This window comes from Shewanella vaxholmensis (assembly GCF_031932135.1).
GTDB classification, from domain to species: Bacteria; Pseudomonadota; Gammaproteobacteria; order Enterobacterales; family Shewanellaceae; genus Shewanella; species Shewanella hafniensis.
Genome location: NZ_JAUOEV010000018.1, coordinates 93,293 through 108,943, shown reverse-complemented (window position 1 = coordinate 108,943; position 15,651 = coordinate 93,293). Strand labels below are relative to the sequence as shown.

Sequence of the window (15,651 nt, the reverse complement as noted above, 5' to 3'; positions counted from 1 at the left end):
AGCTTTTTAGCTAAACGAACAGCAGAAGTGTTAATTAAGATTGGCATTATTGCAACTGTGACCGTTGGCGGCATGAATGCCGTCGTCGACCCCTCAGGGACGCTTGTTGTTAAATGCAAGGGCGGCGAGTCACAGGGGAAACAATGACAATTCATGCTGCAAACTAACTGTCGGTTCTAATTGCATCCTGATGTGAATCTTGACAGGTTCAGTCCAAGTTAATCCACCTTTTGTCATCTGCATGTCATCTAAACTTCATCATTCAGTCAAAGCCCCTCACTAAGCTCATATTCGTTAACAGCCTAATGGGTGAATACGAGATGACAGGATTTAATTTCAAGGAATTTGAAACAACAGCGCAGGGACAGATAAATGACCCCAGCCTTTCACCTCCTATCTTTAACCGCTCGACGCAATCACCTACATCAGTTCTGACATCTGCACCAACACCCTCAAATCGTTTCAATTCAGCATCTTTTACCCCATCCGCATTAACTTCAGACCAGACGGCATCACCCCATACACCAAGCATCACAGTTAACGCCCTTTGGCTATCGGATATCCATTTAGGCTGTAAAGATTGCAAGGCCGACTACCTGCTCAGTTTGCTTGAAACCGCGCGTTGTCAGCACTTGTATCTAGTCGGTGACATAGTCGATTTATGGGCGCTGAAACGTAAGCTGCATTGGCCCGATAGCCACAATAAGGTGCTACAAAAATTCATTGAACTGGCACAAAACGGCACACAAGTGATTTATCTGCCGGGCAACCACGACGAACTGATCAAACCCTATGCCGAGCTAAGCCTGTGGAATATCAAAATAGCCCGCCAACATATTCACCACGGGATTGGCGGCCATAAATTGTTGATGCTCCACGGGGATCAGTTTGATGCCGATGTGTGTGTCGGCCGTTTCTACGCCATATTGGGCAATCATTTATATGACTTATTACTGTTCCTTAATCGCAATCTCCACAGCCTGCGGGAACGCTTAGGTTATCCCTATTGGTCACTGGCAAGTTACATCAAATCCAAAGTGGGTAAGGCTCAAGCCGCTATCGGACATTATCGCCAAGCGGTGCTCAACTATGCCCAGCATTTCGATGTTGACGGCGTGATCTGCGGCCATATCCATCAGCCAGAACTCTCAACTCACCCCAGAGCAGCACAATACTGCACGCCCCAAAGTACACCTGAGCAGCGGAAAATCATCTACGCCAACGACGGTGACTGGGTTGAAAACTGCAGCTTAATCACAGAAACCTTAAGCGGTGAATTACAGCTTTGTCGCTGGAATGAACAGACACTCAATCTCGATATTCTCAGCAGCATAGCGTTAGTGCAACAGCCGCCTGAGACGCACAAAAACCAACAACAAAAAACGGCAGCGCAGCCAATGCCAAACACAAATACCAGCGAAACTCGCCCAAGGGATGTCGCCTAATACTATGAATCAACTAAATAATATGACTCTTCAATCAGATAACACTATGGAACACAATGACCAGACGCTAAACAACAACCTTAACCATAATAACCATGCCGTGCAGCCACCTGCGCTTAAGGCGAAGAGCATGATTTTTACCGTTGATAATATGGTTGAACAAAATCTGCCGTCGATCAATGACAAACCTTGGCTCGCTAAACCCGCCAAGGCCATGCTGCGTTACCTGCTCAATGAAAAACAATGCAATGATATCGCTAATCAATATGCCTATTTACAGGGTGTGGACTTTGTCGAGCAAGTGCTGGCGAGTTTCGACTTTAGCTTTACCGTACCCGCCAACGAGGTAGAAAACATTCCCTGTGAAGGCCGAGTGGTGATCTTCGCCAACCATCCCATAGGTTCGCTCGATGGCTTAGCGCTGATCAAACTGATCAGTGAAATTCGCCCTGATATCAAAGTGGTCGCCAATGAACTCTTGATGGCGCTGGAACCGCTGCACTCAATCTTACTGCCAGTGCGCAATATGACGGGCGGCACACCGAAACAGCATTTAGAAAAAATCCACCAGCACCTGCGTAACGAAGGCGCTGTGCTGATTTTCCCGTCGGGGGAAGTCTCGCGCCTTCGCCCTAACGGCGTGCGAGATACTCAGTGGCACTCTGGCTTTTTAAAAATGGCGATTTCCTGTAATGCGCCCTTACTGCCGATATTTTTAGATGCCAAAAACTCTGCGACCTTCTACGGCGCATCTATGATTTACAAGCCACTCGCCACACTGCTGCTGGTGAAGGAAATGTTCAAACAGGCCAAACGTAATATGCCGATCCGCATTGGCGAGCTTATTCCCAATGAAGCCGTGCGCACGATGGACTTTCCACTCAAGACCAAGATAAAACTGCTTAAAAATCACTTGTATCGTATCGGCAAAGATAAAGATCCGCTGTTTATCACCCAAAGTGCTATCGCCCACCCTGAATCGCGCCGTGAACTGCAAGCGGCGCTACAGCAATGCGAACTGCTAGGGGAAACGCAAGATAACAAGTTGATTTACCTGTACCAGCACCACGACAGCAATCCCATCATGCGGGAAATTGGTCGCCTGAGGGAAATCGCCTTTCGCGCCGTGGGTGAGGGGTCGGGCAAACGCCGCGATATCGACAAGTACGATTCCTACTACCAGCACTTAGTCCTGTGGGATAAGGAGCAGTTTGAAATTGTCGGCGCCTACCGTTTTGCCAGTGGCGACAAAGTCTTAGAAAAATACGGTGATAACGCCCTCTACAGCCAATCGCTGTTTCAATACGCCGACAGCTTTATGCCCTTCGTGAAGCAAGGCTTAGAACTTGGCCGTAGTTTTGTGCAGCCTAAATATTGGGGCAAACGCAGCTTAGATTATCTCTGGTTTGGCATAGGCGCTTATCTCGCCAAACACCCTGAATACCGTTACCTATTTGGCCCAGTGTCTATCAGCAATCAATTGCCCGGCAGCGCCAGAGAAATGCTCGTACACTTTTACTCGCGGGAATTTGCGCCTGCGCAGCAGATGGCGGTTTCCATGTCGCCCTTTGGTTTATCCAAATCCCAAAAAGCCAAGTTAGATGATTTGTATTTCTCCGAGGATTATCAGAGCAACTTCAAGCAACTCAAACAAGTACTCGCGAGTATGGGCGCCGCCGTGCCGACGCTCTACAAGCAATATGGTGAGCTGTGTAAGGCTGATGGGGTTAAGTTTCTCGCCTTTGGTATCGACGCCGACTTTGGCGATTGTATCGATGGCTTAGTGCTGGTGGACACCCACAAACTGAAAGGCAAAAAGTATCAACGCTACATAGGCGCGCACTTGCCCGAATCGGAGCGGATGCCAATCGCAGCGGATGATGAGCCAGAGGTCCAAGATCTTTGAGTTAAAACTTTGTAATGGGTGTTGGCTAAACATGCACCACTCTGTTATAAGTAACTGTAATGCAGCGCATTAACAGAGCGCATCCGAGGATGCGCAAGCTTAACAGGGGATCATCATGCCGATCATTATCGCCGATATTATGAGTACCCGAGTCGTCACGGTTGAAATGGACGACCGATTAACTGTGGCGAAGGAAATCTTCGACCAAGCGAGCTTTCATCACTTGTTGGTCGTCGATGAGTATCAACTTGAAGGCGTGTTATCGGAGCGGGATCTGCTGCGTGCCATTAGCCCTAACTTGGGCAGTAGTGCAGAAACCGCAAGAGATTTAGAAACCCTGCAAAAACGTGTGCATCAAGTGATGACCCGTAATCCGGTTACCGTTGCACCCCACATCAATTTAGACACGGCAACCCGCATCTTGTTAGACAACGACATAGGCTGCTTGCCGGTGTTAGAAGACGGTAAATTGGTTGGAATTGTCACTTGGAAAGACTTACTGCGGGCCTATTGTGAATACCGGGCACAAAATCAAAGCGAGTGCTAATCCTAAGACTGCACTCGCTTCTGTTTACAATGATGCTCGAATGATTGAGCTTAACGAATTCTTAACAAATTAATGTCGCTTAAATCGCCCAACCACCCATATAGAACACCACTAAACCTAAGGTAATGGCGAGCACGCCTACTTTCAGTTTGCGCCATTCACCACTACAGATACGGCCGACAACCAGAGTCACAAAGCCCAGCATAATACCTGTGACGATATTACAACTTAAGATGATAAACACAGCGCAGGTTAAGCCTGCCATGGCATCGACTTTATCGTCAAAATCAAGTTTTGCTACGTTACTCAGCATCAACAAACCCACATACATTAAAGCAGGCGCTGTCGCATAGGCAGGCACTAAGTAGCTTAATGGCGCTAAAAACATCATCAATAAAAACAGTACGCCCACGATAGTCGCAGTTAAACCTGTCTTACCGCCCGCCGCAGTACCCGCCGCCGACTCGATATACACTGCCGCTGGTGCGCCGCCCACTAAACCCGCCACCATACTGCTGACGGAATCTGAGGTTAAGGCTTTGCCGCCGCCGACAATATTGTCGTCTTTATCGAGTAAATTCGCTTGCCCAGCCACAGCACGGATAGTGCCAGTCGCATCGAAAATCGCCGTCATCACTAACGCTAATACGATAGGCAAGACCACAGGATTAAAGGCGCCCATAATATCAAGTTGGCCTATGAGCGAATGCTCAGAGGTGAAATCGGGGAAGGCGAATAAGCCTTGGTATTTCACGCTCGGATCGAATATTAAACCAAATACAGATAACGCGATAATCACCAACAGAATACCGCCAGGTACACCGCGGCGCTCTAAACCGATAGTTGCCGCTAAACCTATAACGGTCGCAATAACAGGCAAGCTGTTAATATCGCCCAACTTCACCGGTAAGCCTGCGCTATTGGCCACAATCAACTGCACACTGTTAGTCGCAATCAAAAGTAAAAACAAGCCGATACCTATGCCTGTACCGTGGGCTATGCCCTTAGGTAAATTAGCCAGTACCCACTGACGAACACCTGTCACGCTCACAAGTGTGAACGTCACGCCCATTAGGAAAATCGCGCCTAAGGTGACCGGAATCGACATGCCCTGACCTAGCACTAAGCTAAAGGCCGTAAAGGCTGTGAGCGAAATCGCGCAGCCAATCGCCATAGGTAAGTTTGCCCATAAACCCATGAGCAAAGAACCAAATGATGCAATTAAACAGGTGGCGATAAACACGGCGCCGGGATCAAATCCCGCTTGGCCTAACATGTTAGGCACCACAATCACTGAGTAGACCATAGCGAGGAAAGTCGTTAATCCCGCAATCACTTCTTGGCGAACTGTGCTGCCACGTTGTTGAATAGAAAAATAACGGTCCAGAAACGAACCAGAGGGTACGGCTGTTGAACTCAATTGCTCAGACATAATGTTGTTATACCTTGTGATCTCTTAAAATGGGGTCGGTACCAATTACCTAAAACGCAATTGGCGACGCTGGCTGCGGCAGATTAGAGCCCCAAATCCATCAGACTTGGGTGAGAGATCCACATCATTTTCCTACTGTGGGAAAAATCCATGATCTGCAAGCAGTGATGCTTCGCGATGATTAACAAGCCATTAATCATGTAGACGCAGCCGTTGTTGGCCGCGGATGATACTGGAATCTCCCAAAGATAGCTAAGACATCCCCTACACTTCGATAAAAAATTAGCGACAAAAGCCGAAATCAGTTGTTCAAAAAACATCCTAAGCGATGACATCACGGCCTATTGAACTCACATTAATCACCGCCGAATTGTGCCAGAGCAGGGCTTAACTTACGCCCACAATAAAGTTTTCATAATCTTTCATATATTGTCAAACCCCATTCATCACAGCGAGCAAGTCCATTCACATCTCCCCTTTATAGTGCTCATATCAAAAATCGCTTTCGTTCGGAGTCGAGCCCAATGACAAAGCCACACCAACAAACACCCACATCGGATAAATCCACGCGCAAAAATGAGTTAAAAGCACTCGGGTTCATCATCTTTTTACTCTTCCCCGCGCTCACTATCGCAGGGATCAGTATTTACGGCTTCATCATTTGGATGATCCAAGCCTTCGGCGGCGTTGTCGGCCACTAATTTATACCTATTTACCATATAGTTACTTTTTGAGGACGCGATTATGAAGTGGTTAACCAACCTCTGGCGCACACTGAACAAACCCACCAAAGCACTGACCTTAGGCGCCGTCAGCATCAGCGCTTTTATCATGGGTATCATCTTCTGGGGCGGATTTAATACTGCACTCGAAGCCACCAATACCGAAGCTTTTTGTATTAGTTGCCACAGTATGGAAAGCAAACCCTACCAAGAGCTGCAGGAAACTGTGCATTGGTCGAATCACTCTGGCGTTCGCGCCACCTGCCCCGATTGCCACGTGCCCCATAACTGGAGCCGTAAAATCGCCCGTAAGATGGAAGCCTCGCACGACGTCTGGGGCTGGTTATTTAACACAGTCAACACCCCTGAAAAATTCGAAGCCAAACGCTTAGAAATGGCGAGCCGTGAATGGAAACGTTTCGACCGCGACAACTCCTTAGCCTGCAAAAACTGCCACAACTACAACTCGATGAAATGGGAAGCCATGTCACCGCTGGCACAAAAACAGATGAAACGCGCCGCAGAAATCGACCAAAGCTGTATCGATTGCCATAAAGGTATTGCCCACCACTTACCGGAAATGGGCACTGCCCGCGCACCAGAACTGATTGCAGAAGTCGGATCGGGTGTTAGCTCAGTTGAAACGAATCAAACTTACTATAGCGCCCTGACTAAACCCTTATTCTTCACTGATAAAGGTGATGTGGAAGCAGGCACGCTCAACGTAGCAACGAAAGTCAAAGTGCTCGAAACCCAAGGCAAACGCATCAAGATCGGCATCGATGGCTGGCGTAAAAAGATTGGTGCTGGCCGCGTGATCTACATGGACTTTGGCGTGAACATTCTGTCGGCACAGTTAACCAAAGACGCAGCCGAAACCGAAGGTGTTATCCAAACCTTTGAAGAGAAAGAAGACCCAATGACTGGCCTTAAATGGCAGCGTATCGAAGCGCAAATCTGGACCGATAAGGATTATCTGCTGACCGAGCTGCAACCACTTTGGGGTTATGCCCGCGATACCTTCCGCTCCAGCTGCAGTGTTTGCCATACCCAACCCGATGAGGCGCACTTTGACGCCAATACTTGGCCGGGAATGTTCCAAGGCATGTTGGCCTTCGTGAATATGGACCAAGACACCCAAGCGCTAGTGCAGAAATATCTGCAGGAACATTCGTCAACTTTTGTGAAAAAAGAGCACTAATTCGGGAGTAATACCATGAACAGAAGAGACTTTTTAAAGGGTATCGCCTCATCCTCTTTCCTTGTCTTAGGTGGCAGCTCAGTGTTAGCGCCCTTAAATGCCTTAGCCAAAGCGGGCATCAATGAAGACGAATGGCTAACCACAGGTTCACACTTCGGCGCCTTTAAAATGAAGCGCAAAAACGGTGTCATTGCCGAAGTGAAACCTTTCGACTTAGATAAGTATCCAACGGATATGATTAACGGCATCCGCGGCATGGTCTACAATCCATCGCGTGTACGTTACCCTATGGTGCGCTTAGATTTTTTACTCAAAGGTCATAAGAGTAATACCCATCAACGGGGTGATTTCCGCTTTGTTCGTGTAACGTGGGACAAGGCATTAACACTGTTTAAGCATTCATTAGATGAAGTCCAAACCCAATACGGTCCATCAGGTCTGCATGCGGGTCAAACCGGTTGGCGCGCCACGGGTCAACTGCATTCCAGCACGAGTCATATGCAACGCGCGGTGGGGATGCACGGCAACTATGTGAAGAAAATCGGCGACTACTCCACAGGTGCAGGCCAAACGATTCTACCCTATGTGTTAGGTTCAACCGAAGTGTATGCCCAAGGCACTTCATGGCCGCTGATCTTAGAACACAGCGACACTATCGTGCTCTGGTCGAACGATCCGTACAAGAACCTGCAAGTGGGTTGGAATGCGGAAACCCATGAATCTTTTGCCTATCTTGCGCAGTTAAAAGAGAAAGTGAAGCAAGGCAAGATCCGCGTTATCAGTATCGACCCTGTGGTGACTAAGACCCAAGCCTATTTGGGCTGTGAGCAACTCTACGTTAACCCACAGACAGATGTGACCTTAATGCTGGCCATCGCCCACGAGATGATTAGCCAAAAACTTTACGACGATAAATTTATCCAAGGCTACAGCCTAGGCTTTGAAGAGTTTGTGCCCTATGTGATGGGCACTAAAGATGGCGTCGCCAAAACCCCAGAGTGGGCCGCGCCTATCTGTGGTGTTGAAGCCCATGTTATCCGCGATTTAGCCAAAACCTTAGTGAAGGGTCGCACTCAGTTCATGATGGGTTGGTGCATCCAGCGCCAGCAACACGGCGAACAACCCTATTGGATGGCGGCGGTACTGGCGACCATGATCGGCCAAATCGGTCTACCCGGTGGTGGCATCAGTTATGGTCACCACTACTCGAGTATCGGCGTGCCTTCATCGGGTGCCGCGGCGCCAGGTGCTTTCCCCCGTAACTTGGACGAAAATCAAAAGCCACTATTTGATAGCTCAGACTTCAAGGGCGCGAGCAGCACAATTCCGGTTGCCCGCTGGATTGATGCGATTCTGGAACCCGGCAAAACCATTGATGCTAACGGCTCGAAAGTGGTTTATCCCGATATCAAGATGATGATTTTCTCGGGTAATAATCCTTGGAACCATCACCAAGACAGAAACCGTATGAAGCAAGCCTTCCATAAGCTTGAGTGTGTGGTCACTGTTGATGTGAACTGGACGGCAACTTGCCGCTTCTCGGATATCGTACTGCCCGCTTGTACTACCTATGAGCGCAACGATATCGACGTTTACGGCGCTTATGCTAACCGCGGTATTTTAGCCATGCAAAAGATGGTTGAGCCACTGTTTGATAGCTTGTCGGATTTTGAAATTTTCACTCGCTTTGCCGCCGTACTCGGCAAAGAGAAAGAATACACCCGTAACATGGGCGAAATGGAGTGGTTAGAAACCCTCTATATCGAATGTAAAGCCGCCAACGCGGGCAAGTTTGAGATGCCTGACTTTGCGACTTTCTGGAAACAAGGTTATGTGCATTTTGGTGACGGTGAAGTCTGGACGCGCCATGCAGACTTTAGAAACGATCCTGAAATCAATCCACTAGGCACGCCTTCAGGTTTAATTGAAATCTTTAGCCGTAAGATTGATCAATTCGGTTACGATGACTGTAAAGGTCACCCTACGTGGATGGAAAAAACCGAGCGTAGTCATGGTGGTCCTGGCTCTGACAAGCATCCGATTTGGTTGCAGTCATGCCATCCAGACAAACGTTTACACTCGCAAATGTGTGAGTCGCGAGAATACCGCGAGACTTACGCAGTCAATGGCCGTGAGCCTGTGTATATCAGCCCTGTCGACGCAAAAGCACGTGGCATCAAAGATGGCGATATAGTGCGAGTCTTTAACGACCGTGGCCAACTGTTGGCAGGTGCTGTGGTATCGGACAACTTCCCTAAAGGGATTGTGCGAATTCACGAAGGCGCGTGGTATGGGCCTGTGGGCAAAGATGGCAGCGTTGAAGGGGGAGCAGAAGTCGGCGCCCTGTGTAGTTATGGCGATCCTAACACCCTCACTTTAGACATAGGCACCTCTAAACTTGCCCAAGCTTGCTCAGCCTATACTTGCTTAGTCGAGTTTGAAAAATACCAAGGCAAAGTACCTAAGGTCAGCTCCTTCGATGGCCCGATCGAAGTCGAAATCTAACCTTAAAACCGAAACGCTGGATGCGCCGAACGCGGCGCGTCTCAGCATCCAATCTTAGCGCCAAAACTAGGGCGTGTTGAGGAATATACTATGAGTCAAGTCGATATCAACCACGCCAGAGCCTTGGTTTATCAGCTGTTATCATCACTTTTTGCCCGCGAAGTTGACGAGCAAAGACTTAAAGAACTCACCAGCGAAGCGGCGCAGCAATTCTGGGAACAGCTTAGCCTAGAGGCTAATTTCACTCAGTCAGTGGATAAAATTCGCAGCACGCTCAATGGGATAAAAGATGATGAGACGTTACTCGAACTCGCGGCGGATTACTGCGGCTTATTTCTCGTTGGCACCAAACACAGCGCTTCACCCTACGCTAGCCTGTATTTAAGTGGTGAAGATGAACCGCTGCTATTTGGTCAGCAACATCAACAGATGAGTGAATTTTTACACCAGAGCAAACTGCAAGTGCAGAGTCATTTCCCTGAGCCCGCCGACCATTTGGCCGTGATGCTCGCCTATATGGCGCACTTATGTTGTCACAGTGAAGACAGTGTCCAATTAAGTTTTTTACAAACCTGCATCGACTCTTGGTTAGCGAAATTTATTGACCAACTCACTCAATGCGACAAAAACGGTTTTTATAGTGCCGTTGCCACACTCACCTTAGCTTGGGTTAAGCAAGATATGGCACAGTTTGAAACCGCTGAGGCGGTCATTAGCTAAACATTTTAGAGCGACTTATCTTTAGGCTAACGCTACCCAATAGGTTGATGAGCAGGTGGGTTGATGAGCGGGCAAGTTCAGTCGTTTTGTGCAGCTAACCATTGGCTCAAGGCGGCAATGGATGCCTGCCGGCAAGACTCAAGGCGTTGAAATTCACTAAGCTCCAACGCGTTATTTGCACTGGCTTTATCTACACTGTCTTTATCTACACTGTCTTTATTTGAACTGGCTTTTAGCGCCAGCTCTAACTCCTTACATAATTTAGCTAACGCTATCAGTCCCATACTGGCACTGCTGCCCTTAAGCCCGTGCAGCAATTTGGCGACCTCTTCCTTGGGATTAGCTAGAGACAGTTTAGCAAGCTGCTCACGACTCGAATCACTAAAAAGGTCAAACATAGACATCATAGCTTCGCTGCCGAGTACATCCTTATCCTGCGCTAACTGCTTGAGGTCTAATAATGGCTCATCATCGACATCCGCGATTGTCGCTCCAATCTTAGCTACCGTTGCGACTTGAAGCGGCGCAGATAACTGGTCATTCACGGTCGATGATGAAATGGATGCAGACAAGGGAGAAACCGCCACACCAAGCCATTCTGTAAGGGTTTGTAGACTCAGAGGCTTAGCCAAAACAGTATCAAATCCCGCCTCGCGGTAATGCTGTAAATCCTCGCTCTGCATTTGGGCGGTAAAGGCGGCAAATTTCACATTAGGATTGGCAATCAACATTTTTAACTGCGGCAATAAATCGATTCCAGTGCCATCACTGAGCTGAATATCCAGCATCACAGCATCGAAAACCACGCCGCTAGACTCAACAAATTCAAGCGCCTGTTGGCAACTGACAGCAAGCACTGATTGATGGCCTAAGTGCGCTAAAAATCCCTGCGCCACCATAGCATTCACTTTATTGTCTTCTACCACCATCACTTGGCGAGCTGGCACTAACACCCTCTCTGTTACCGCTTGGGTATTGGTCATATCGCATTCATTAAAGGCGAGTTCAAAACCAAACTCACTGCCTTTTCCTGGCTGACTTTTAACCCAAATCCCGCGGCCGCTAGCATCCATTAACTCAACCAATTGCTTACAAATGGCGAGCCCTAAACCCGTGCCGCGACTGCGACCTTGATTAGGTAAAGCACTGTAGGGCACAAAAAGTTTATCAAGTGCCGCAGGCACAATACCAACGCCCGTATCCTGCACGACGAAGGACAATTGGGTGCCTTGCAGACTAACAGTTAGCGTCACGCAGCCCTCTTGCGTAAATTTAATGCCATTGCCGATTAGGTTGAACAATACTTGGCGCAACTTTGGCCCATCGATATTGATGCAACTTGGTAGCTTTGGTTTGTTCATTTTGAGGCTGAGGCCAGCTAAATTTGCACCCGCAACCATGATCGCCAGCACTTCATCGAGCAAGCTATTGATATCGGTTGGCCTTGGCTCGTGGCTGAGTTTCCCTTGTTCAAGGCGCGAAAAATCCAAAATATCGTTCAACACAGTTTGTAATAAAGTGCCGCTATATTGCGATAGCGCTAACATTTGCTGCTGCGCTGGCGGTAGTTCACTGTGACCGAGCAAGGTTAATGTACCGAGTAAACCGTTGAGAGGCGTGCGAATTTCGTGGCTCATGGTCGCAAGGAATTGGGATTTTGCCTGACTCGCCTCTTCAGCAATTTGCCTTGCTTTAGCATGGCCCTTGGCTTCGGCATCGAGGCGATTATTGGTATCGGCCAGCTCTTGCGTACGGGCAGCAACCGTTTGCTCCAACGCCTTTTTATGCTCGGTCAACTCATCTGCCACCTGACGTAAATCAGCCTGTAATTTAAGATTATGGGCAGTTTTACGCTTGAAGGCTTCGATAGCATTGGCCATCGCAGTCAGTTCATCATCCCCGTGGGCCTCTAAACTCACGTCCGTGTCACCTAAGCTCAGGCGGGACATGGCCTCGGTCGCCTGATTTAACCTAAGGGCGATACCGCGATAAATCACTCGATAGATCACAAAGCCAATTACCACAAACATCAAGGCACCAGTGCCCCAAAGCCCAAGCCTAGCAAGGGACAATTGGTATAGATAATCACTACGTGCTAATTCAGCTTGTTGTTGCTGTTGATTTAGGGCTCTATCCACCAGCGTATTGAGTCCATAGAGTTTTTCGGCTAACTCTTGCTGCTGACGCTGTTGCTGCTGCAGTGTTTGACTTAATTCCCGCTGCAATTTAATGATTTGCGGTGTGTGCGCCAACACTGCTAATTCGGTTTTTAACGCCTGCAAACGCCCCGGGTCGCGAATTATCTCAGGCACATTATCGAGCGCCATCAAATCGATATTGATGTCACTCGAAGCAGGCGCTGAATCCGTCTTATGGGCAAGCGCCCTCTCCATTGCCGTCGCCATCTCAGGCTCAGGAAGGGTAAAACTCGGGGAAGGATTCGAGTTTGCAAACGTCGCCAGTAACTTCGGCACACTTAATTGCAATTCTGACTGCAATTCGGAGGATTCAAATAGCTGACTTAACAAGGCAATTTGATGAACTAACTTAAGGGCACGATTGAGCTGCTCTTGAATATCAAGTTCGCCCTCAATCACATCGTCGAGTAATCGGCCGCTGCGCTTCGCGCCTGCCATATCAGGATAGGCCTGACTCAACTTCGCCAAGATGGCAGAATTCACGACGGCGAGCTCAGATTGAAGTAATTCGGAGGCATGTCCTGCTGCAATGGACAATTCATGGGCCTTCAGCTGCAGTTCATCGCCCATGGTCAAACGCCGACCCACACTTTTGCCAAGTGAAGTTAATTGGCTGATGATTTGTTCGGCCAGCTGGTTCAGATTTTGGCCTTCGTTAACATCCAATATAGTTAAGGTTTTGATGCCATTAAACATATTGACACTTTCAAGGCTCAGTTTACGACCAATAAACTCCCGTTGTCGTTCATCTTCTACCCGCCCTAACTGCTGCACACCATCGGACAAGGCATTAGAAGCTTGCACTAGCTGCCTTGCCGCTTGGGATGCGGGGAGCGACTCTTCGTACAAGTAACTGTCGGCCTGTTTTAACCAATGCAGACTTAAGCTGCCTAAGCTAACAAGCAGCATCAACAATACGCCTAACACACTGAAGGCGAGCATTAATCGACCGGTTAAACTGGTTCGCGATAAAGATAAAGGAGCCACACATCTTCCTTAAACTGTTACAATGCCACCCAAGATTATGCTTAGCGGATAATACGGGATGATGCGAAAATATTGGCAACGATGGTTCACACTCGCCACATTTGGCCTCGTGTTTTCAGGCTATGCGACAAGTGACCCCCTCACTTGGCCATTAGAGCAGCGCACGCCATTCAATGTCAAAATCCAGCAATCCCAAACATTAAACTACTTACCGCTGACAAAAGCTCAACAGCCTTGGCGGATTTGCGCCCTAGTGCCACACCTCAAAGATGCCTACTGGATTGGCATTGATTATGGACTGATCCAACATGCGAAAACCCTTGGCGTCTCACTCGATCTCTTCGAAGCTGGCAGTTATTACCATATAGATAAGCAACTGGCTCAGCTCCAAAGCTGTATGCAAGGCGACTATGATGCCATCTTACTGGGCTCAGTCAGCCCTGATTTACTTGCCCAATTTACCGCGCCACTGACTAAACCCGTGCTAGCCCTAGTCAATAAACTTAATAGCGACCGAGTCCAAACCCATATTGGCGTCAACTGGTATCAAATGGGACTACTGGCGGGTAACTTCATCAAAGCCGATGCTGCAGCACAACATCCACATCAAACGGCAAATTTGGCACTCTTGGCCGGACCAGAAAACGTAGGTGGCACAGATTTAGTTGAGCAAGGTATACGTCAGGCGCTTGAAGGGAGCCAAGTCAAGATTAGTGCAATTCAGCACGCCGATAATAATCGCAATTTGTATCGTGACCAGTTGCAGATGCTACTTAAAGCTCAGCAGCCAGATTATATTCTCGGCAGCGCAGTGGCGATTGAGGCCGCCATTAGTACTTTGAAACAAAAGGGATTAAGTAACAGAGTCAAGCTGGTAAGCAGTTACTTATCCCCCGCCATTGTGCGTGGGCTCAAACGGGAAAAAGTCATCTACAGTAATGATGATCTAGTCGTATTACAGGGAAAACTCGCCATTGATGTTACAGTGAAACAACTCGAAGGCGCTCAGCCATTTGGCGATATAGGCCCTGCGATCATCAAGCGAACATCATCCTCTAACACTTTGTCCCAATTAGATTTCAGTCTAGCGGAGGCCGACTTTTACCCTCTGTACCAAGTGCGACCTCACTCGCATTAATCATCCACTTTAGCGGCAAATAAATAACCTTCCCCATGAACAGTGACAAACAATTCAGTGTCGAGTTTATTGCGAAGACGGCGAATGATCACATCTATGGTTCTGTCATTGACATCCAGATTACGGTGACTGGTTTGCTGCATTAAACGCTCACGGGATAAGACTTGCTGCGGATGCAGAGCAAATGCGACCAGTAACTCAAATTCCGCTTTGGTGAGTTTGATCAACACATCGCCATGGCGTAATTTGCGGCTGTTGAGTTCGAGTTGATAACCTTCAAAACTTAACACATCGTCCGGTTGAGATAATTCTTCGACGACCGCCAACTCAGCTTGCTTCACAAGGGAAATCCGCCACAGAAGGTTTTTTACCCTCACCAGCAACTCCCTCAACTCGAAAGGTTTAGTCACATAATCATCGGCGCCCATTTCGAGACCAACGATTTTGTCGATAGATTCATCCCGCCCAGAGACCAGAATGATGCCCACATGAGAGCGGCTGCGCAGCTCACGGGTCAGGCTCAAACCATCGACACCGGGCAAATTGATATCTAGCATGATCAAATCGATATGTTGGCGATTAAACTCGTACCACATTTGCTCGCCATCGGCCGCCTCAACGACGCGATAACCTTCCTTTTCAAAATATCCCTTTAATCGCGCACGGATAACCGCTTCATCGTCGACAACCAGCACACTGTAAGCCATTTTCAATTTCTCTTATTTTACTTAAGTGAATTATTCATACTTTTTCATATTTGCATATGAGTGAAAGGTTAAATATGCGATCTCGGTAGCTTTATTGAACAAAAAATTGCTCTGCTTTTACAGTCACATCAATATGACATATG

At 48.1% G+C, this 15,651-nt stretch carries 11 protein-coding genes; 8 read left to right on the top strand and 3 right to left on the bottom strand.

Translation table 11 applies throughout. The features are described from left to right. The first annotated feature begins 320 nt into the window (after positions 1-320). The 3 genes from Q4Q46_RS15595 (at position 321) to Q4Q46_RS15585 (ending at position 3,898) form a co-directional block, all read left to right on the top strand. Positions 321-1,445, top strand: coding sequence for a UDP-2,3-diacylglucosamine diphosphatase (locus tag Q4Q46_RS15595; protein WP_371833783.1), 1,125 nt, complete (start codon positions 321-323; stop codon positions 1,443-1,445). Between the two features lie 130 nt (positions 1,446-1,575). Further along, complete coding sequence (gene olsF, locus Q4Q46_RS15590) at positions 1,576-3,351, top strand: bifunctional ornithine lipid synthase OlsF (RefSeq protein ID WP_503676836.1); 1,776 nt, start codon at positions 1,576-1,578, stop codon at positions 3,349-3,351. A gap of 115 nt (positions 3,352-3,466) precedes the next feature. After that, positions 3,467-3,898 carry a CBS domain-containing protein gene (locus Q4Q46_RS15585; protein WP_006082686.1) on the top strand — a complete coding sequence of 144 codons (432 nt, stop codon included), beginning with the start codon at positions 3,467-3,469 and terminating at the stop codon, positions 3,896-3,898. 79 nt (positions 3,899-3,977) lie between these two features. Here Q4Q46_RS15585 and Q4Q46_RS15580 read toward each other — a convergent pair whose 3' ends face one another. Next, on the bottom strand, positions 3,978-5,330 hold the full coding sequence (locus Q4Q46_RS15580) for an NCS2 family permease (protein WP_311906406.1): 1,353 nt from the start codon (positions 5,328-5,330) through the stop codon (positions 3,978-3,980). 524 nt (positions 5,331-5,854) lie between these two features. On the opposite strand from Q4Q46_RS15580, the gene torE reads away from it, so the two are divergent. The 4 genes from torE (at position 5,855) to torD (ending at position 10,478) form a co-directional block, all read left to right on the top strand. Continuing rightward, positions 5,855-6,031, top strand: a complete 177-nt coding sequence (torE, locus tag Q4Q46_RS15575) for a trimethylamine N-oxide reductase system protein TorE (protein ID WP_012089866.1) — start codon at positions 5,855-5,857, stop codon at positions 6,029-6,031. A gap of 43 nt (positions 6,032-6,074) precedes the next feature. Further along, on the top strand, positions 6,075-7,253 hold the full coding sequence (torC, locus tag Q4Q46_RS15570; RefSeq protein ID WP_006086919.1) for a pentaheme c-type cytochrome TorC: 1,179 nt from the start codon (positions 6,075-6,077) through the stop codon (positions 7,251-7,253). A 15-nt stretch (positions 7,254-7,268) separates the two neighbouring features. Further along, positions 7,269-9,758 carry a trimethylamine-N-oxide reductase TorA gene (gene torA, locus Q4Q46_RS15565; protein WP_311906405.1) on the top strand — a complete coding sequence of 830 codons (2,490 nt, stop codon included), beginning with the start codon at positions 7,269-7,271 and terminating at the stop codon, positions 9,756-9,758. Positions 9,759-9,848: 90 nt separating this feature from the next. Next, the gene (gene torD, locus Q4Q46_RS15560) at positions 9,849-10,478 is read left to right on the top strand and encodes a molecular chaperone TorD (RefSeq protein WP_311906404.1); all 630 of its coding nucleotides are present in this window, start codon (positions 9,849-9,851) and stop codon (positions 10,476-10,478) included. Between the two features lie 77 nt (positions 10,479-10,555). Here the strand turns inward: torD and torS are convergent, their stop codons facing one another. Next, on the bottom strand, positions 10,556-13,663 hold the full coding sequence (torS, locus tag Q4Q46_RS15555; protein WP_311906403.1) for a TMAO reductase system sensor histidine kinase/response regulator TorS: 3,108 nt from the start codon (positions 13,661-13,663) through the stop codon (positions 10,556-10,558). Between the two features lie 61 nt (positions 13,664-13,724). On the opposite strand from torS, the gene torT reads away from it, so the two are divergent. Beyond that, a complete protein-coding gene (gene torT / locus Q4Q46_RS15550; protein WP_311906412.1) occupies positions 13,725-14,801 on the top strand; it encodes a TMAO reductase system periplasmic protein TorT in 1,077 nt (358 codons plus the stop codon). On the opposite strand, the gene torR is transcribed toward torT, so the two are convergent. Next, on the bottom strand, positions 14,798-15,508 hold the full coding sequence (gene torR / locus Q4Q46_RS15545) for a two-component system response regulator TorR (protein ID WP_311899845.1): 711 nt from the start codon (positions 15,506-15,508) through the stop codon (positions 14,798-14,800). The two genes, torT and torR, sit on opposite strands and share 4 nt — an antisense overlap. Between the last annotated feature and the right edge of the window lie 143 nt (positions 15,509-15,651).

Coding starts and splice junctions, on each gene's coding strand:
- Q4Q46_RS15595 (WP_371833783.1), top strand. CDS start 321: ATGACAGGATTTAATTTCAAGGAATTTGAAACAACAGCGCAGGGACAG.
- olsF (WP_503676836.1), top strand. CDS start 1,576: ATGATTTTTACCGTTGATAATATGGTTGAACAAAATCTGCCGTCGATC.
- Q4Q46_RS15585 (WP_006082686.1), top strand. CDS start 3,467: ATGCCGATCATTATCGCCGATATTATGAGTACCCGAGTCGTCACGGTT.
- Q4Q46_RS15580 (WP_311906406.1), bottom strand. CDS start 5,330: ATGTCTGAGCAATTGAGTTCAACAGCCGTACCCTCTGGTTCGTTTCTG.
- torE (WP_012089866.1), top strand. CDS start 5,855: ATGACAAAGCCACACCAACAAACACCCACATCGGATAAATCCACGCGC.
- torC (WP_006086919.1), top strand. CDS start 6,075: ATGAAGTGGTTAACCAACCTCTGGCGCACACTGAACAAACCCACCAAA.
- torA (WP_311906405.1), top strand. CDS start 7,269: ATGAACAGAAGAGACTTTTTAAAGGGTATCGCCTCATCCTCTTTCCTT.
- torD (WP_311906404.1), top strand. CDS start 9,849: ATGAGTCAAGTCGATATCAACCACGCCAGAGCCTTGGTTTATCAGCTG.
- torT (WP_311906412.1), top strand. CDS start 13,725: ATGCGAAAATATTGGCAACGATGGTTCACACTCGCCACATTTGGCCTC.
- torR (WP_311899845.1), bottom strand. CDS start 15,508: ATGGCTTACAGTGTGCTGGTTGTCGACGATGAAGCGGTTATCCGTGCG.